The following is a 20284-nucleotide window of genomic DNA, read 5'->3' as shown; positions in this document are numbered from 1 at the left end:
ATATTTAAATAAAAGGCCTGAAGAAATGATCAATGCCGTTTCTTCAGGCTTTTTTGCTGTCCAAAAATAAATATTTAGAAAATACTTTTTTCAAAATAGGATATAAAGCTTGTCTAAACATGGGTAAACATATTATGGTATTAGTACTATTATATAAATAAAGTTATTAATGTTAGCGATGCCATTGTGAAAGGAGTGATTGATATCAAAAAATTACTAGCTCTATACGTAGGATTCATTTTACTGGGTCTTTTTTTGATATTGAGTTTTTCAACAAATACTACCTATGCAGCTACTGCCACTCAAGCAACCTTGGGTAAGGTGTTGAGTAATACAGTAGATAATAAAGGTGTAGATCGTACTTTGCCTAAGGGCTTAACTAATATTAACGAATTGTTTAATGTGCCAGCAATTACTGATAATGATACTAAAGTGTTGGCTCCTAATGAAGGTGGTAATAAAGGAAGTGCCGATGTTACCGTATTAACAGAATTAGGGCAAACTAATAAAGTTGGTGCTATTTGGTCCAAGAGAACGCAATCAGATACCAGTAAACAGAATTATATAGATGTAAATAAACGTCAAACCATGTCTATGTGGATGTACTTTGGCGGTGTTGATACTTTTGGTGGTACTAATACTGGTGATGGTATGGCGTTAGTTTTACAAAATGTTTCAGATAGTGCTTTTACTAATAGTGGTGATGTTGATAATACGCCTGGTGAAGCCTTAGGTGTCTGGGGAACTGTAATTTTACCAGTTGATGTTGTTACATCTGCTCTAGCTAAAACAGCCATTCAAAAGAGTTGGGCCATGGAATTTGATACCTATCCTAATTCTGGTACTTATGATAGTAATTTTGATAAGAATGTCAGTGGTGTCAACCATATTGCCAGCAATTATCCGGCTAGAGAGTCAACCTATGGGCTTGGGGCAGAAGGTGCTTATATGAACCATGATAATTTGATTACTAGTATTCCTACTACATCAAAGAGTAGTAATTTCTTAACCGATGATCACTGGCATCATGTGACATTGACATGGACACCAGCACCTAGTGGTTCTACTGAAGCAACAATGACCTTGAATTATGATGACAAGAATATGGACGGGACTCCTAAGTTGACCAGTGCTGGCAAGGTCAATACTAAAGTTATGAAAATTGATACAACTGCTTTTGATCTCAATGGTAGCAATAAACTCTATTGGGGCTTTACCGGTTCAACTGGTTCAAGTTCTGAAAATAATTTAGTTATCTTTGAATCTATTCCATCTTTGGTTGAAGCCGATGCTTTAACTTCAATTATTGATGAAACTTCAGGTAATCGTGAAATTACCGATGCTACAACTGATAATCCTAATGCTAACGTGGTCCATCAAGGAGACAAAGTTAGTGTGAACTATAATCTAAATTACTTGAGTGGTTCAAAGCCTTGGGAAAATATTGATGCCACAATTAATCTACCTGATAAAATTGATTACAGTAGTGCTTTGATTACTTATACCGATGATGCAGGTAAGACATCCACTGAAACAATTGGTGAGTTTAGCGGCATGACTAATAATCAAATTGAACATAAACTAGGTCAATCTTTGTACAAGACAGGAATCACCTCAGCTAATGTTAAATTTGAAGGAACTGTTAATGCCGGTACAACCGCTACAGAAACTGATGTACCAGCGGCACACGCTAGTTTCTATGGTAGTGATTTGCAAAAAGATGTCATGACTAAGGCCTTCGTAATTAAGCAACCAAATAAAATTACGTTAACCAAGACTGGATCTGACGTCACAACTAGTTTTAATAAAGAAGTTTTGTTAAATGGTAAAGTATCATACAGTGACAAGACTAAGACTGTTGATCCATCTAAGTTAACAGTTGTTGCCAGTGTAAATGGTGAAATTGCTAAAACTTCCATGAGTTCAATTTTAGCCAGCAATTCAACTGATACTTTTGCTTTACCAGTATCTTCACAACTATTCTCTAATTTGCATGAAGGTGCTAACACAGTTACAATCTACGTTTACAATGATGAAGATTACAACGTTTCCGACACAATTACATATACCGTAACTATTTCAGGAACGGTTTCCATAGAGACCTCACCGGCCAGCAACTTTAAGACCACGCAATCCTTTGGAGATAATTCAATTATTCCAAGAGGAAGCGGTTGGTCAATTGATGTAACTGATAGTCGTCAAAAGGGAGCAGGTTGGAAATTATTCGCTTCCGCAACGCCGCTAGTTAATGGAGATAAAGAAACATGGACTAATTCTAAAGATGGCCAGAGTTTGATCTTCGTTGATGGGTCTGGCAATACTGATAGTTTAATCAATAATGAAGTCGAAATCAGTAGTGCAGTTAAAAGTCAGACAGCAGCACAGGATTATGATATTGATAGTCAATGGTCGTCTGACAATGGAGTCTTGTTGAAGCGTGGCTCATATGAAAGTGCAGGTACGTATACTTCCACTGTAACTTGGAATTTGCAGGATAGTATTTAAGTAAAATAATTAAAGAAAAAATCATGATTATTGAGAAATCTCTCAATTCATGATTTTTTTGTGTATGAAAACGGATAAATGAAAAGATATTAGTTTAAATATATTTTCATTAGATATACTATTGAGCTATTAGGAAATTTTATAAAAATAATAATAACTATGGGATTCATTTCCTATGTAATGGAAACAAAGGTAAGTATGAGGAAAAAATTTTTAAAGGTTCTATTTTTGATGGCTTCATTGGGGTTGGCTATCAAGAGTGAACAAACAGTGGTTCAGGCTGGTACATCGCAACAAGACTCTATGACAGAGACACGAGAGGGACTGGCTAAAGCACCGGATAATCTTGGATTGAATGAGTCACAATTTTTACATGGTGATTTTTCAGGATTTGGTAGTAGTGCTCAGAATAGTGCCATTTTACAAAACTCGTCAATGCATTCTACGGGAACATCTTATGATCCGTTGATGGCAATTAGAATGACTAATTACACCAATCAGGAAGGTGCTATCTGGTCTAATGTTGATAACGGAAATTACGTTAATATCAATAATAAACAGACCTTGTCATGTTGGTTATATTTTGGACCATCACAACACATTCATAGTGGTGATTCTTTTGGTGACGGGATGGCTTTCGTATTACAAAACCCAGCTAATGGTGTTTCATCGTTCTCTCACAAGGGTACAACAATTGGGACAGGTGAAACTTTAGGAGTCTGGGGTATGGATACTGATAAATCTGTCACATCCACTCAAACAATTGCTAATACGGCTATTCAAGATAGCTGGGCTCTGGAATTTGATACTAATGCTAATAAATCGAATGCTTCGAATGATGATTTTGATGCTGAAAGTGATATTACGGGGCAGCATATTGCCTATGGTTATCCAGGTGATGCTAGTACTTATGTTAGACATGATGCCTCCAGCTTTTTTAATACTAATAATTATTACTCCATGAATCATTCTGGTGTTCAAAATATTACATCATTGCATGATGGTAATTGGCATCATTTAACTGTCTCTTGGGATCCTTCTACGTATAGAATTACTTATAAGTATAATGATAAGAATTTGGATGGATCTAAGAGTGATACACCTTTAGTATCAACCAGTGATCCAGTTCATGCGACTGAATTTGGTGGAAAGAATGCTATGTCTAATAAGTTGCAGTGGGGCTTCACAGCGACTAGTGGTGCAGCTTATGAGCCTAATTTGATTGCATTGGAATCTATTCCTTCTTCTGTTGAAGGGACGGTTACTTCGGATATAACTGACAATACGCAAAACAAAACATTTTCTGAAACGGATACTGATCGAAATGTTAATTCTGGTGATAGTTTGAGTTTTAATTACCATCTACGTTTTGATAGTGGAGAAAATAAATGGTTAAATGATGTGGCTCAAATCACATTCCCAAGTAATGTTACTTTTACAAATGGTGATGCTAATCAAGTATTAGGTTATGTAACTTACAATGATGGCAGTGATGCTAAAGCTGAGCCAATCTATGCGAGTGAAATTGATAAAGACACAGGTAGACTAAAACATAGTATAGCTAAAGATTTATATGTCAGTTCGGATGGAACATATCGACCTTCTGAAGCTACGATTACGGTTAATGGGGTGGCTAATGACGTCACAACTACTACTAAAGTTAAAACGGTTAGTGCTCATTTTGACAGTGATAATTTGATTACGGATGTTAATACACCTGATTTCACTATCAAAAAGGCCAAAGCTATCAGTTTAGCCTTAGATCAAAGTAATTTAACTGTTGATAATAGTCATGATGCTAATATTACTGGAACTGTTTCATACGTTGATGGTAGTACTGTTAACAATTCTGATGTCACAGTTCATGAAAATTTGAACGGCAAGGACTTGGCTACTTCTAAATTAGATAGTAATGCTGCCAGTGGTAAATTGAATTTGAATATTCCATCAGCTGATTTGACCCAAACAACTAATACTTTAAAAGTTTACGTTGAGGATGCTGACGGTAATGTTTCAACTACATCGACGGTGGTTATTACGAAAAAGGGTAGTTTGTCATTGAAAGTCGATGATTACTCTTTTGGCAGTATTAATCAAGCGACAGCTGCAATGCTAGTTCCTAGAAAAGGCGATTGGAATATTGTTGTGAATGATGGTCGAGAAAATGGAACGACCAATCCTTGGCATTTATCAGCTACAACTTCAGGTTTGTACAATGGTGATACGGCTTTTAATGGTAATCTAGTTTTCAAAAATTCTAGTGGCTCGGAACAATCATTAACAAATGATGCAGTTGTTAATATTGCTAACGGTTATAAGAGTGCTGACGGGAATCAAGTTACTAATGTTGGAAAATCTTGGAACGATTCAGATGGTATTTTATTGAAGACTACTGGGTTTAATTCAAGCGGACAATATAGTGGGAAAATGAATTGGGTTCTTTCAGAATCCGTTTAAAACAAAAAAAGACTCGAAAACATAGCATATGAGGGCTGACGTTTTCGGGTCTTTTCTTTGAAATGATGATATTACTAGCAAATTAATCTATATGCAAATAATTTGATTTGAAGAAAAATGAAAAGCATAAAACTGTCATTCAGTTTTATGCTTTTTAAATTACCCGGATTTAAAATCTAAGTGCAACACTTAATCAACTAGACCAAAAAGGCCATAAAGACCTATTCTTATAAGTGACCAAACCAATAAGAAAAGAGTGTCTTTATGCCCCAAACTAAGAATACCATGTCTTGCCATTACCAACAACTCAATGAAGTACAACATAAAGCTATTGAAACGCTTTTAAAGCTCAAATGGTCGTATAGAAAAATTGCCCAGTATTTATGCTGTAATGTCAGTACGATTAGTCGAGAGATTAAACGTGGTTCCACAAGACAAATTGGTCCAAACAAAAAACCTTATGTGATTTATTTTGCTGAAACTGGTCAATCGATTCACGAAAAGCGACGACAAGCATGTCATTCTGTAGATTGGCGTGTGAAAGCACCTTTGTTTTTCGAACTTCTACAAGAAGAGTTACGCAAGAAGTATCGTGTTCATAGTGTTGATAGCTTTGTTAATTGGTTTAAAATACATCGTCCTAAGCTTCCTTATCCATCTACGCCTACTGTTTATCGATACATTGATGCTGGCCTTCTAATGATTAAGAATAGTGATCTACTGGCGAAGCTACGCCGCCGAGTAAGAGGTTCGTATAGAAAGCATGCTCGACTGAATAAGCACATTCTCGGACAGTCGATTGAAAATCGACCACCGGAAGCTAATAAAAGTTTGAAGATTGGCCATTGGGAAGGTGATCTAGTTAAAGGGAAAAGGGTTGCGATATGACTCTGACCGATCGTGCAAGTCACTATGAGATCATTGTTAAGATACCCAATTATCATTCAGATACTTGTCAACGGGCACTTCAGGATGTCATTGACGACTATGGGCCATCTCACTTCAAAACGGTTACTTTTGATAATGGCTCTGAATTTGCACAGTTGAGCTAAGTAACTGGTACTGAGGTGTATTTTGCACACCCTTATTCACCATGGGAACGTGGTTCCAATGAGAATCAGAACCAGTTGATACGTGAGTTTCTACCAAAAGATCATTCAATGAGTTCTGCTACTATCACAGAGATTCAAGGTATTCAAGATGTCTTGAATCAACGTCCTAGAAAGATTCTAGGATATAAGTGTGCTCAAGAGTTACTGACTTCCTTTGACTAGCATCTATACCAATTACAAGTGTTGCACTTGGTTTGACAATTCAGGAAGAAAATAATCATAATAAATATCTTGGCATTATTGCTTTGGGAGAAACGATATACTAACATAAATTTAATAGACAATAATTTCAATTGGGGAATATAGGGGGATTTAAACTATGACGGAAAAGCCAAAATTTGGTGTTGGTAGTATGAATAGTGCTGATATTAAGAAGGAAAAGAAAGAAAGTATTTCTGAAAATAAAAGTACTGAAAAATCAGTAGATAAAGATGTACATGTAGAGAAGTCTTTTGGAGTTGGGGTAAAAAACGAAAAGTCTGAAACAAGTAAGAATGGTTTAGGAGAGATTTTTAAAAGCCAAGGGGTATCTTTTTGGATAATAAGTTATGTTGCTTCAGTTTTAATTTTTATGTTTCTTGGCTCGGGCAGGGGACTACTTGACACGATGAATTTACTTTTGTTTCCATTCACGTTAATTTTATTTTCACAATTACAAGTTTATCTCACAGGTTCTTTAACTGGAGTGGCAAGATGGCTGGCTCCAGATTTTAAATCAGGTGCAAATTTTGACTCTGGGCTGTTAAATATTATTTGGTATGTAAGTAAACTAGCACTTTATTATATTGTTTGGGGCTTTTCATACTTTTTAGGGATTATTGGTATTGCATCAATAGTTATTACAGTTAACAAGGCCAATAAATAAAGGAGCATTATTTATGAAACATACTATTACGGTAGGACGTGGATTTGGAAAGAAGCACTTTGATCAAGCTCTTGAAATGGCTGAGTCCGGAGACACAATCCTTATTGAAGAAGGAACTTACGATTTTGAGAATGGGTACAAATTAAGCAAAAGTCTGATTATCAAGGGTATTACGGATAACCCTGAGAAAGTTGTCTTAAATACTAGTTTTTATTTGTATGCAGGGATTCATTTTGAATTGGATAATTTAGTATTGCATCCTTCGATTAAACATAATGGGATAAATGTTAAGGAAGACAGCACTTTTAGCAGCTCTAATACAATATTCAATGTTGAGAATGTAGAAAATGAAAGTAAGTATCCTTTGATATATGTTGAAGATGAATCCAAAGCAGAGTTTATTTCATGTAATATTTATAGCGATAATAATCAAAATGCTGATAAAATTTTGGACGGGATCTATGCTTCTAAGAATGCAAATATAACCCTTACTAGCTCTATTACAGATGTAATTAATTTAGAAGAATCAAAACTAAATATTTCAAATTCTCAAATAACCATTTGTATTTGTTTAGATAATAGTTCAGTCACTGAATCGGCTGATTATGTACAGTTTTTGGGTGCGAATGAAAATCGATATTCTATCTATGAAGTAAATGGTTCCATTGTTAAACTAAATCAATTTGAAAAAGCTGATAATGATATTTATGCTTATCTTTCAGATAGTTTATTAAAAATCAATGAGGTCGAATCTTCAGGTACAGGCGAGTTTGTTGTCAGATATAATGATCAATCAACTGCCGATGTGGATGAAAATAAAGCTACCCTAGAAAATGTAGATGAAGAAAAACGACAAGAAGAAGCAAAAGAAAAAGAGGAAGCTGAAAAGGAAAAAACTGCACAAGTTGCAAATAATAAAGTCTCTGAGTCGAATGAAAATTCTGAATTGGAAAATAAGACCCAACAAAATTCCCAAGAAGATAAAGAAGAATCGGATGATGAAAATAAATCACAAGAGGATGATGCTTTAGAGCAGTTGAATAATTTATACGGTCTAAAGATGGTTAAAGAACAAGTAAAGAGATTTATTAATCATGCCAAATTCGAAAAGTTACGTGAAGATAATGGATTAGTAACGACACCGGTCACTTTGCACTCCTTGTTCTTAGGTAATCCAGGTACTGGTAAGACAACTGTTGCCAGATTACTAGGGAAGATTCTTTATCAAAATGGTGTTGTTTCTACCGATAAGTTTGTTGAAGCTTCTAGAAAAGATTTAGTGGCTGATATTATTGGTGGTACAGCAAAAAATACTCAGGCGATACTTGATAAGGCAAACGGTGGGATTTTATTTATTGATGAGGCATATTCACTTTATTCAGAATCCAAACAAGATTTTGGTAATGAAGCAATAAGTACAATTCTGAAATATATGGAAGATCATCGAAATGAAATTATGATAATCTTTGCTGGATATACAGAGCAGATGCAGGACTTTATTAATATGAATCCTGGATTAGCATCAAGAATTCCAAATGTGTTTGATTTTGAGGATTATTCTCCTGAAGAAATAGCTGAGATTGGATATAAAGATTTAATTAATACGCAGCATAACGTATATCAAAAAAAGTATATGGATATTGTTATTAATCAATATTCGCATTCAATAGATCATAGTAATGCACGTTGGGTTCGTAATTTTAATAATAAATTATTGTCAATTGCAGGAGAAAGAATCGTTGAGGAAAAGAGCGATGATCTGCGTACAATAACTCAAAAAGATTTGGATAAATTAGTTGGTGGAAATAAAGAAGAAAAGCAAGAAAATGTTAAAAAACTGTTAGCTGAATTGGATAATCTCACAGGTCTCGAGAATGTTAAGACTGAGGTTTCAAATCTAATTAAAGAAGCTCAGATTGATGAAAAACTAGCAGAAAAAGGATTATCCAAGCCGTCATATCATATGGTATTTGAAGGTAATCCAGGTACAGGTAAAACGACCGTAGCAGAAATTGTTGCAAAATTATTTTATAATCTTGATATTTTGCCAAAACCAATTGTAAAAACTGTAGAAAGATCAACGTTAGTTGGAAAGTTTATCGGTGATACGGAAGCTAATACTACTAAGGCAATTAAAGAAGCCATGGGTGGTGTTCTCTTTGTTGATGAAGCCTATCAATTGACAGATGATAGTTCTGATAATGACTTTGGGAAGAAAGCAGTTGAAACATTGATAACAGCATTAGAGAATTATCGAGATAAGTTTGTAGTGATTTTTGCAGGGTACACAGAAAATATGGAACATTTCTTAGATGCTAATCCAGGATTAAGATCCAGGGTTCAAACGAAAATAATGTTTCCAGATTATTCAGAAGATGAAATTTCGACAATGGTCAATAAACGTATCACTAAGACATGGACTGTTGATTCACAATATTTACAGCAAATTGTCAAAAAATGTTTTGAAAACGATACTATAGAAAACCAACATTCTAATGGGCGTTGGGCTAGAAATTTTGCGGAAAGATTAGATAAATTACAAAAAGTATATTTGATAGATAATAATGTTTCCGATGATAAATTAGGCATTTTGCCTAATTCAGTTTTAGATAGTATTTGTCAAGATTACATTAATGCATAAAAAAAGAGATATCATATTTTATTAAGTAAAATACGATATCTCTTTTTTTAGTTATTATTACCAAAAATTTGGATGATACTTAGGAACAAGTTGATGAAGTCCATTACTAAGTTAACGGAAGCTAACAAGGCGATGGCACCCAAGTTTTCTGATCCGGCATTGCTTTGATAAATACGTTTGATATTTTGAGAATCAAAAGCAATGTAGAACAAGAAGAGGATGATGATAATTCCACTAACGAGCATCATTAAGGCTGTACTCTTGAAAATGAAGAGGTTGATTGCTTCAACCACGATGATTGAAATAAGACCAATCATTAAAGTACGGCTCCACTTAGTTAAATCTTTCTTGGTAACGAAACCAATAAAAGCTGAAACAACGAAGATAGCCGATGTAACTGTTAATGTTTGAATAATACTCTTAGCTGAGTACATGTAGAAAATTGGAACACCGATAAATGATAGTGTGAACAAGAATCCTAAGTAAGTTAAAAATGTTAAGAAATAAGATTTTGTTGCGAAACGACTACATAAACTGATGAATCCCATTGGAACACCGATCATTAAAATTAATGAAATAATACGGTGATTTGCCATACCTTGGAATAAGGCCATGGATAAAGCAGTGTTCTTAGCGATTGCTTGAGCACAAATCATCCAAAAAGCAATTCCCAAGCCAGTGTATAAGTAAACTAGGGATGTGAATCTAGCCAAACCAGTGGCCTTTACTTTGTCTATACTTTGCATAGTTTCCTCCTTAAAGACTCTATAATTATTGTACAATAGCATAACATTTATTGATATTAGTAGTAAATATTATGAAATTATTATTTTGATTAAGTATGCCATTCTCCACAGAAAAACCGATTGGCTGGAACGATATGGACATAGATTTGAACAATCGGTTTTTCTGTTCCGAATTAAATTTATCTTCTCATCTATTTTTAATACTTTAGCGGGTTACTTTGTAATGAGCATTGGTTTAGTATCTAAGACAGTGATGGAATAAAAACTATTAAAAGTAGAAGGGAAACTGACAATGGCAATTCTAATAAATGACGATAAAAAGATATTTACACTTCAGACACGAAATAGTACCTATCAAATGAAAGTAGGCGACTTTGGTTATCTTTATCATCTTTATTATGGAAAGAGAATTGATCATCAAGATCTTTCTTACTTGTTGTATGATGGACCTTCTCACTTTGCACCTTATCCATATGAATCAAAGAATCGCGTTGGTTCTTTAACGTTGATGCCACAAGAATTTCCAACCGTAGGTACTGGAGATTTAGGGAGTGTGGCCTTGGATGTTGAGAATGCTGATGGTACACGAATTATTGATTTGAAGTATAAAGGCTACGAGGTTTTAGATGGTAAATATAGTTTGACCGAATTGCCCTCATTTTATGCTCACGACAACGATGCACAAACCTTGAAAATCACTTTGGTAGATGTTGTTTCCGATATTGAAGTTGAACTTTACTATGGTGTGTTTGAGGATAAAGATGTTATCACTCGAGCTGTGGTGATCAGTAATCTTAGTGAAAATGCAATCCAGATTAAAAAAGCTCAATCCCTATCACTCGACCTTATTTCAGGTCAGTATGATTTGATCCATTTCCACGGTCGTTGGGCGGATGAACGTAACTTCGAACGAGTTCCGTTGACTCATAATGTAACGACTTTTGGATCAGATTATGGGATATCAAGTGCTAAAGAAAATCCTGGTTTCATACTTTTAGATAAGAATACGACTGAAGAAACGGGGAACTGTTACGGTTTCAATCTTGTTTATAGTGGTAATTTTCAGGCAACGGCTGAATTGGGGACTTTGGAACAAAGTCGAATTACTTTAGGCCTTGGTGATAATGAATTCTCATGGCAATTAGATCCGGGTGCCATGTTTGAAGCCCCTGAAGCAATTATGAGTTTTTCTAGTACAGGTTTGACACAACTGTCACATAACTTCCATGATGCGATAAGGGAAAACCTTTGTCGTAATAAGTATATCAACGGTCCACGTCCAGTATTGATTAACAATTGGGAAGCAACTTATTTTGATTTCACTGGCAAAAAATTATTAGAGATAGCGACAGCAGCTAAAGATATTGGTGCTAATCTTTTTGTTATGGATGATGGTTGGTTTGGCAAACGTTCGGATGACAACAGTTCTTTAGGCGATTGGTTTGTAAATGAGCAAAAACTAGGGTGCTCATTGAATGAATTAGTAACAAAAATCAATACTTTAGGAATGGAATTCGGAATTTGGTTTGAACCTGAAATGGTTAATGAAGATAGTGAACTCTATAATGCTCATCCCGACTGGGTTCTGAACTTTCCACAGCGCAAACCGTTATTGAGTAGAGGACAGATGGTTTTGGATATGTCAAAAGAGGCAGTTCAAAATTATTTATTTGATCGAATATCGGATGTTTTAGACAGTGCCAATGTTAGCTATATTAAATGGGACATGAATCGTCCAATTACTGAGTGGTATTCTAAAAGTTTAACTGACAAACGACAAGGAGAACTACAGCATCGCTATGTGTTGGGACTTTATAAATTATTAGGTCGATTGACTCGAAGATATCCCGACGTTTTATTTGAAGGTTGTTCTAGTGGCGGTGCTCGATTTGATTTAGGAATGCTAGCATATGAACCGCAGATTTGGACTTCGGATAATACGGATGCTATCAATCGCTTAAAGATTCAATATGGAACGAGTTTCTTCTATCCTATATCGACGATGGGTTCACATATTTCTGCTAGTCCTAACCATCAAAATGGACGAGTAACACCATTTGAAACTCGAGCCAATGTAGCAATGGCGGGAACGTTTGGCTATGAGTTAGATGTTACTAAGATGAGTGATGCGGACAAAAAGCAAGCTAAGACTTATACTGATTTTTACAAAAGGGTTCAAGAAATGACTTTCAATGGTGATTATTATCGTCTGGTCAGTCCGTTTGATCGTAATAATGATGTTATGGCTTGGCAAATTGTTTCTAAAGATAAATCGCAAAGTTTGGTTACGATTGTGGCAACGGATGTGGTTGGTAATCCGCCGTTCGTCTATATTAAATTACGTGGTTTGAAGTCCGATGCTAAATATAAAATCAAAAATCATATTTATAGTGGTGATGCCTTAATGAATGCTGGATTGAAATTGATGCAACCAAAAGGTAATTACCCTTCAGAACAAATTTATATTGAAGAAGCTTCCAATTCTAAATGAGTTGGAAGCTTTTTTAACCACTTAGGTTTGAATTTTAACCGCATAAACCAATAGTGTATACATCGGAATGGGGATGTGGTGTAATACATTTAACGAAAGGGTTGTTCGATGTGAAAATAAAAGTAGATATTTCGCCGCAATACTCGGAAAAAGAGATTGTGATTCATGCGAATAAAAATGATGATGAAGTTCAAGAAATTTTACATAACATCAAAGAAGTTGAAACCAGATTTCACAGTCTCAATGGTTATTTGGATGATACTGTCTATTCGCTGCAACTCAGAGAAATTTTGTTTTTTGAGACTAACGACCGAAATGTCTACGCGCACACTAAAGATAACGCCTTTTTAATTCATTATCGGTTATATGAGTTGGAACAAAATTTGCCCGACAACTTTTTACGGATATCTAAATCAGCTATTTTAAATATTGATGAGATTTTATCATTAACACGTTCAGTAACTGGTAATGTTGTTCAATTTCGTGATTCTTACAAGCAAATTTACGTTTCAAGGCGATTTTTGAAAAGCTTAAAGATCAAATTGAATCAAAGGAAGGTTTAATTATGAAAAATAGAAATGGAATCTTTTGGGGACTATTCTTACTATTAAGTGCTGCCATTTTAGTTGTCAGCCAATTACATTTAATTACATATACGTTTAGTTTTTGGACAATTATAGCTACTATCTTTTTAGCAGCAGTTTTGATTAAGAGTCTAGTGTACTTTTCAATTTCAGGAACAGTCTTTTCTTTAGCATTCTTGGGAATTCTGTATGCGAAGCCTTTAGGAATTACAGCAATTGTTCCTTGGACAATTTTGGGAGCCGCCTTGTTAATAACAATTGGTTTATCAATGATTTTGAATCCATTATTGAATAGACATCGTCCTTGGATGAGATACAGAAAAGCCTTTACTAGAGGTCATCGTGGTCCTTTTTTTAGCTATGAGTATAAGTCGGAACCTGATATGAAAACAATCGATGAACCGGATGTCGATGTTTATGTCAAAATGGGAAACAGTGTTAGATATGTGAAGTCGGATGATTTTAAGACAGCCAAGATTGATGTAAATATGGGTGAAGCCAAAGTTTATTTTGATCATGTGACCGTTAAAGATACGGCTATTATTAATGTTAATGTTTCCTTAGGTGGAGCTGAATTATACATTCCTAGTAATTGGAATATTATCAAAGGTGTAAATAATAATATGGGAAATATCACAGAAGATGGTGTTCGCAATGTCGATGAAGATAGTCCAGATGTGACGATTTCCGGGTTGGTTTCCTTAGGTAATTTGAAAATTAGTTATATTTAAAAAAAGAGCCGCGATTATGCGGCTCTTTTTTTGTAAAGTGGCGAAATATTAAAATAGAATAGTAAAAACAAGTTTCTATTTTACAAAAATGGTAGTCTAATAAAATAAAGAAGAGGGGAAGAACTGATGGAGAACTTCACAGTCTACAATGAAGGAATTGATGAATTACCGATTATTATCGATCTACCACACAGTGGGACACAAATTCCTGCTGAAATTCAAAAAGAGATTATTCCAGATCGACTTTTACCTAACGTTGATTGGTTTTTACCAGATTTATACGAGTTTCTACCACAAAGTGGATTCACCACTTTACAAAATAATGTGCATCGCTATATGGCAGATCCAAATCGAGACCTTACCATGATTGATCAGAATGGTGATTATCGTTACGAGGTAGTTTATAGTAAAACGACTTTCGGCAAGGACATTTATCAAGATTTGTTAACACCAGATCAAATATCTCAACGGATTGAAACTTTTTACAAGCCATATCATCAACAATTGAAAAAATTAATTGATCATAAACTAGAGAAGTTTGAAAAAGTATATTTGTTCGATCTCCACAGTTTTGCAGAATATCCACATGAAGACGTCAAGACTGATGATATTGTGTTGAGTAATCGTTTTGATACGACTTCTGATATTAAATTACGTCAATTTATGACGGAACAATTCAATCAAAAAGGTTATTCAGTTTCCAATAATCATCCATTCACAGGTGGCTATATCACACCACATTACGGTCAGAATCCACGTGTAGAATCGATGCAAATTGAGCTAGCTTATCATATGTATATTGAAAATCGTTATTTTGGTGAGGAAGAACTGTCGGGAGTTGATGTGGGTACATTCACAACAGCTAAGAATAGTTTACAAAGCATTTTTATGGAATTACTTAATTATATTTTATCCAAATAAAAATCACTTTTTATAGGTGATTTTTTATTTTTGCCTGAAAACGACAAATAACGTCGTACCTATTTTATAAAATTAGACTGATAAATAGGGGGATAAAAAATGAAGAAAACATGGGGTTTAATCGCGACACTATTAGTAACTTTGACTTTGATTGGCTGTGGTAATCATAAACAAAGTCAGGCTAGTGATTCAAAGGTCAAGACACATAAAGTTGTGAAAGCCAATCATAAAAAGAAGACTGTTAAAAAGGCAACAAAGAAGACCATAAGCAGTAAAACTGATAATACTAGTACGGCCTTTTCAAATCAGAGATTTGCGACATCTTGGATTGATTCTATTTCGGGTATTTTCTTTAAAGGAAATCAATATATCTGGAAATATACTAATCCAGTAAGTACAAATGCAGATAATCAATCAAGTGAGGAAGAAAATTTCATAGTTATGCAAGGAACTTATGAATATGATTCTAATTCCAAAACTATTACTTTGAATATTGCTAATCAGTCCAAGGCTTATACGGGATATGCTTTGGAATTAGATAAGTTTAGTTACCAGAGCGTTACTGGGCCATCAATGCCAAGTACAGTTAGATTGCAGTACGTTAATGATGGTAATCAGAATTATTTGAAGCCTTTAACCAATAATCTTAATAACATGAATATGGATTCAATTAATAAGGATGGAAAGGATTCAAATTTAACCTATGAAAATATTATTAGTAAATTCAACGTTCAAAGGGTTGAATCCTCAATGCAGAAGAACGCTGACAAAATCAATAGTGCTCAAGATTTTGAGAAATTTATGATGCAGTATAACTTTATTCAAGGAAAAACTAATGCATTTAACGGAAACGGTCAGGTTGATGAATTTAAAGTTTACAGTAATGATGATTACCAAGCTGCACTAGGATCTAGTGATGATGTGACACCAGAAAAGACCGTCAATGCCAAGTATACAGTCGCTCCAGATGCTGGTATGGCAATGGATATGTATTTCTTAGGTGATGATAATAATATTTATTATGGTATGAGTGAAATGAGACCAGAAGTTGAATTAGCTGAAGAGGCTAACGCAAAGTATCATCAAATTTATGGTAATTAAGATAGAAAACAAGTTTAAAAATCAATGAGAATTAAAATCTAGGGGGATTTTATGGAAAAATGTAAAAACTGTGGAGCAGATCTTCAACCGGGAGTTAAGTTCTGTGGAAAATGTGGGGCACCAGTTGATGGAAGTATAGAAAATAATTCGACAACGGCGTCCAGATTAAATAAGGCAAACAATAGTGAAACAATTGCTAGTATTAAAAGTCATTCGTTAAATTATTTTTCTTGGTATAAGAAATCAATTTCTAAACCTTCTGAAGTCGACAATAGTAATAAATACTTTGGAGTAGTTTCTATTGTAATTAGTGTTCTATTAGCATCGTTTGCTTTTTACTCAATTATAGGTAAAGTCTTTGCTGGTGCGGAATCAGCTATCAATGAAGTATCAAGATATTATCCGAACCTTTCAAATGCTGGAGTTCCAACTGGCTTTAAACTTTATTTCCAACTCTTTCTAATGGTTCTAGTTTATTATGCAGTATTTATCTTGATTGGATTTGTATGTAAGAAATATATGATTGATAAAGATACGACTATTTTCAATTACACTAATCAACTAGGTAGTTATGGAAATTCAATAATGATTGTGCAATTACTTTTGGTTCTTTTCTTGTTGGTTTCAAGTACGAGTTCATTTATACTTTTGATAGTCTTTATGATGATACTTTCAAGTATTAGTGCTGTGGCTTATATTGGTTCGATTGTAGTAACTAAAGCACAAGCTAAATTAGATAAAATCTATGTTGCTATTATTACTTTATTTGCTAGCAATGTGGTTGTTTCTATTATTTTCATGATAACAGCTCGTTCAATGATTCTTAGATATGTAGAAATTATTAAGAACTTGCTTTAAGACCAAAAATTTTTTGAGATTTTATTAAAAAAGCAACATCTATTAGAAGATTCAAGTATGTTTATACTTTGAATATCTAATAGATGTTGCCTTTTATTTTTACGTATTTATCAAAGAGTTTAGTTAGTAGTATTTAATTTCGATAATTTTTATAGCAAGTGAATGCCGTTCTCATCACATTTCTTACGTAAGTCTTCAGGCCAAACTGCGGCTTGAACTTCACCGACGTGAGCTTTACCAAGTAGTAACATGCAAAGACGTGATTGTCCGATACCACCACCGATAGTGTATGGTAATTCACCTTTCAATAAGGCTTGATGGAATGGTAATTTGGCACGATCTTCAGCGTGAGCCATCTTTAATTGTTCCTTCATTGATTCTTCAGAAACACGGATACCCATACTTGAAATTTCAAGGGCGTGTTGCAAAGGCTCATACCAGAACAAGATATCACCGTTTAATTTCCAGTCATCATAATCAGGGGCACGGCCGTCATGACGTTTACCACTCTTCATAGGTCCACCGATTTGCATTAAGAAGACGGCACCGTATTCTTTACAGATGGCATCTTCACGTTCCTTAGGTGTCTTGTCAGGCCAGCGGTCTTCTAGTTCTTGAGTTGTAACGAAGTGAATTTCGTCAGGTAGATGATGGACTGCTTTAGGGAACTTATACCAAACTTCGTGTTCCATATGTTTGATAACTTTGAAAATTTGTTTAACAGTATTTTCCAAAGTTTCAGTTGTGCGTTCATCTTTAGCGATGATTTTTTCCCAATCCCATTGGTCAACGTAAATTGAATGGATGTTATCGAGGTCTTCATCTTTTCTGATGGCATTCATGTTAGTGTAAATACCCTCATGCATGTCGAAGTGGTAACGTTTCAAAGCTAGACGCTTCCATTTTGCTAGTGAGTGAACGATTTCGATAGTTTCACCAGGAATCCCTTTCATCGTAAAGGAAACAGGTGATTCGACACCATTAAGGTTATCGTTCAAACCAGTACCTTTTTCGACCATCATTGGTGCGGATAAACGGGATAAATTTAATTCTTTACCGAATTCATCTTGAAAAGTTTCACGAATATATTGAATAGCTTTTTGAGTTTCTTTAACAGATAGTTTTGGATCGTAATCCTTAGGTATAATTAAGTCCATTTTGAGTCCTCCAATTGATTGTTGATTCCTTTTATGCAAAATAAAAAAGTCTTTCATCCTAGTTATTAAATTAATAATAACTGGGACGAAAGACTTTTCGCGGTACCACCCAAGTTGCCTATATAAAAATAGACCACCTCAATAAGAGCACAAACATGCTCCACCGATGGTAACGTACCGGTTAACGTCTGTACTTACTTTGACGTAGTCATTTCAGCCAGAAACATAAGAAAGTGTTATTCAGCGATTCCATTTACTAGTTGGGTTCTCACCATTCCCAATTCACTGTCAGTGTGGAAAAACTTACTCTTCTTTCTTGTCGTTTTTTATCTTGTGACACTTATATTAGCATTAAATTTGAAAATGTAAAATAAAAATTTGATAAAAACTAATTTTAGAGTGACTAATTAGAATTGCTCTAATGTAGAGAAATTGTAAAAATTAACTTTTCAAATATCTAAAATTTTAGATTTACAGTTGGCCTACCAAACCTATCCCAATCACCCTAAGTCAAAGGAATTGCTAGAAGGATATTCCAAAGTAGTGAATGATATACATCAGAGTTTAGAAATGTCTCAAAAATTAGTTGATGACGTTCAAAATTTGGTTAAATAGTTAGAACATATACTCTGGAATCACGGTCAGGATAGGGATAGTCGGCGTGAAAATTTTCTGAAGCAACCTGTTGAAAGCCTTGTTTTTCATAAAAATAGTGTGAACGTTCTTCTTTTTCTGGTGTATCCAAAACAATACGTTGGAATGACTTTAGTTTAGCATGAGTCAATAAAGTTTGATAAAGTTGGGCACCTAAATGGTGAGGTTGACCACGATACTTCGGATAAGTGAAGAATTTTTTTAGGACTGCAGTTTTATTGTCTAAGGGCAAAAAAGCAATGGAGCCTACGATTTGATTGTCATCTAAAGCAATCCAAAAGTTACCGCCATTTTTTTGATAGTAGGTTGGAATTTGAAAAATATCGTCCTGTTCAGCCATTTTGATATCTAACTTGGCTTCGATGTTTTGACAATAATTAATTAAATCGACTAACTGAGCTTGATTCTTAGGATTATTTTGATAAGGAATTATTTGCATGGAAAGCCTCATTTCTTAATGATGGTTCAATTGTAATATGAGATTCTTAATATGTATAATTGATATTAAGAATATATGTTATCAAAATAATTGATAGTTAGGACAAAATTATGGATGTACGTGAGTTAACCACTTTTAAAATGATCTCGGAGACACGCAATTTTTCAAAGGCAGCTGAATTATTAGGTTATACACAGTCGAATGTTTCAATGCAGATCAAAAATTTAGAAGCAGAATTAGGAACTAAATTATTCGAATACCAAAAGCGACAGGTCATAATCACGCAAACTGGAATAGAACTTCTACCATTGGTGACGAAGACGTTAGAGAATTTTTCTGAAATCAAGACTTGGAATCAAGAAGCAGAACAGACAGGAATTTTAAAAATTGCAGCACCAGAATCATTAACTATCTCTATGGTGGCACCGATGTTGAGGCAATTTAAACAGAAATATCCTCAGGTTCAAATTGAATTGCAGAATGCGACTTGTTTACATAATGAAGAAACATTGTTGCGTGGTGAAGTGGATGTAGCTTTTATGATGTGGCCTAGTCGTCCTAGTAAGAAACTGATCGATCATGATTTGGGCGAACAAGAAATGGTTTTAGTAGTGCCAACTGATAGTAAAGTTTCATTTCAAAAAATACTTGATGACCAAAACGCCCAATTTATCATTAATGAACCAGAGTGTAGTTATCGCAATCAATTTGAAACTGCTGTTTGGCAGCAACATCAACGTCAATTTAGAACAACTAGTTTAGATAGTATTGCGGCTATCAAAGCGGCAGTGGTTAATGGATTAGGATTCAGTTATTTACCATTAACAATGGTAGAAAGTGAAATAAAGAATCAGAAGTTACGAGTCATTAAAACTGATATTGTGAATCACGTTCACGCCCATTTGTTGACTAGAAATTATAAAGAAAAATCTAATTTGATTTCTGAATTTATTCAAATGTTTTAGATAGAAAAAATATTGTTAATGATGCCTTACAATTACTGATTAAAATTTTGGTAATTG

14 protein-coding genes, 1 pseudogene and 1 other annotated feature are annotated in these 20284 nt (G+C 34.4%); of the genes and pseudogenes, 12 read left to right on the top strand and 3 right to left on the bottom strand.

Features of this window, described 5'->3' with window-relative positions; genetic code table 11:
- The first annotated feature begins 261 nt into the window (after window positions 1–261).
- From ATN92_RS13270 to ATN92_RS13250, 5 genes and pseudogenes are all read left to right on the top strand, one after another.
- Window positions 262–2505 carry an L-type lectin family protein gene (locus ATN92_RS13270; protein ID WP_143444202.1) on the top strand — a complete coding sequence of 748 codons (2244 nt, stop codon included), beginning with the start codon at window positions 262–264 and terminating at the stop codon, window positions 2503–2505.
- Window positions 2506–2703: 198 nt separating this feature from the next.
- On the top strand, window positions 2704–4962 hold the full coding sequence (locus ATN92_RS13265) for a hypothetical protein (protein ID WP_143444199.1): 2259 nt from the start codon (window positions 2704–2706) through the stop codon (window positions 4960–4962).
- 264 nt (window positions 4963–5226) lie between these two features.
- Window positions 5227–6236: pseudogene (locus ATN92_RS13260) on the top strand (IS30 family transposase).
- Window positions 6237–6393: 157 nt separating this feature from the next.
- The gene (locus ATN92_RS13255; RefSeq protein WP_056951198.1) at window positions 6394–6939 is read left to right on the top strand and encodes a hypothetical protein; all 546 of its coding nucleotides are present in this window, start codon (window positions 6394–6396) and stop codon (window positions 6937–6939) included.
- Window positions 6940–6952: 13 nt separating this feature from the next.
- Complete coding sequence (locus ATN92_RS13250; protein ID WP_056951200.1) at window positions 6953–9580, top strand: AAA family ATPase; 2628 nt, start codon at window positions 6953–6955, stop codon at window positions 9578–9580.
- A gap of 47 nt (window positions 9581–9627) precedes the next feature.
- On the opposite strand, the gene ATN92_RS13245 is transcribed toward ATN92_RS13250, so the two are convergent.
- Window positions 9628–10326 carry a Bax inhibitor-1 family protein gene (locus ATN92_RS13245; RefSeq protein ID WP_056951201.1) on the bottom strand — a complete coding sequence of 233 codons (699 nt, stop codon included), beginning with the start codon at window positions 10324–10326 and terminating at the stop codon, window positions 9628–9630.
- Between the two features lie 292 nt (window positions 10327–10618).
- Between ATN92_RS13245 and ATN92_RS13240 the strand changes: the two genes are divergently transcribed.
- The 6 genes from ATN92_RS13240 to ATN92_RS13215 all read left to right on the top strand — a co-directional run bounded on the left by ATN92_RS13240 (window position 10619) and on the right by ATN92_RS13215 (window position 17012).
- On the top strand, window positions 10619–12817 hold the full coding sequence (locus tag ATN92_RS13240) for an alpha-galactosidase (protein WP_056951204.1): 2199 nt from the start codon (window positions 10619–10621) through the stop codon (window positions 12815–12817).
- Between the two features lie 110 nt (window positions 12818–12927).
- Window positions 12928–13380, top strand: coding sequence for a LytTR family DNA-binding domain-containing protein (locus ATN92_RS13235; RefSeq protein ID WP_158106799.1), 453 nt, complete (start codon window positions 12928–12930; stop codon window positions 13378–13380).
- Window positions 13381–13382: 2 nt separating this feature from the next.
- Entirely contained in the window at window positions 13383–14132 is a 750-nt protein-coding gene (locus tag ATN92_RS13230; protein WP_056951208.1) for a LiaF transmembrane domain-containing protein, read from the top strand.
- Window positions 14133–14258: 126 nt separating this feature from the next.
- On the top strand, window positions 14259–15053 hold the full coding sequence (locus ATN92_RS13225; RefSeq protein ID WP_056951210.1) for an N-formylglutamate amidohydrolase: 795 nt from the start codon (window positions 14259–14261) through the stop codon (window positions 15051–15053).
- A 99-nt stretch (window positions 15054–15152) separates the two neighbouring features.
- Window positions 15153–16154, top strand: a complete 1002-nt coding sequence (locus ATN92_RS13220; RefSeq protein ID WP_056951212.1) for a hypothetical protein — start codon at window positions 15153–15155, stop codon at window positions 16152–16154.
- Window positions 16155–16205: 51 nt separating this feature from the next.
- Complete coding sequence (locus ATN92_RS13215; RefSeq protein ID WP_056951214.1) at window positions 16206–17012, top strand: zinc ribbon domain-containing protein; 807 nt, start codon at window positions 16206–16208, stop codon at window positions 17010–17012.
- A gap of 149 nt (window positions 17013–17161) precedes the next feature.
- On the opposite strand, the gene asnA is transcribed toward ATN92_RS13215, so the two are convergent.
- Both asnA and ATN92_RS13205 read right to left on the bottom strand, forming a co-directional pair.
- The gene (gene asnA, locus ATN92_RS13210; RefSeq protein WP_056951216.1) at window positions 17162–18169 is read right to left on the bottom strand and encodes an aspartate--ammonia ligase; all 1008 of its coding nucleotides are present in this window, start codon (window positions 18167–18169) and stop codon (window positions 17162–17164) included.
- 78 nt (window positions 18170–18247) lie between these two features.
- Window positions 18248–18498 (bottom strand) — a binding site (T-box leader).
- A gap of 278 nt (window positions 18499–18776) precedes the next feature.
- Entirely contained in the window at window positions 18777–19262 is a 486-nt protein-coding gene (locus ATN92_RS13205) for a GNAT family N-acetyltransferase (RefSeq protein ID WP_056951218.1), read from the bottom strand.
- Between the two features lie 110 nt (window positions 19263–19372).
- Between ATN92_RS13205 and ATN92_RS13200 the strand changes: the two genes are divergently transcribed.
- Window positions 19373–20227 carry a LysR family transcriptional regulator gene (locus ATN92_RS13200; RefSeq protein WP_056951219.1) on the top strand — a complete coding sequence of 285 codons (855 nt, stop codon included), beginning with the start codon at window positions 19373–19375 and terminating at the stop codon, window positions 20225–20227.
- The last annotated feature ends 57 nt before the right edge of the window (window positions 20228–20284 follow it).

Source organism: Companilactobacillus bobalius, assembly GCF_009764355.1.
This window is presented reverse-complemented; position numbering and strand designations above follow the sequence as displayed.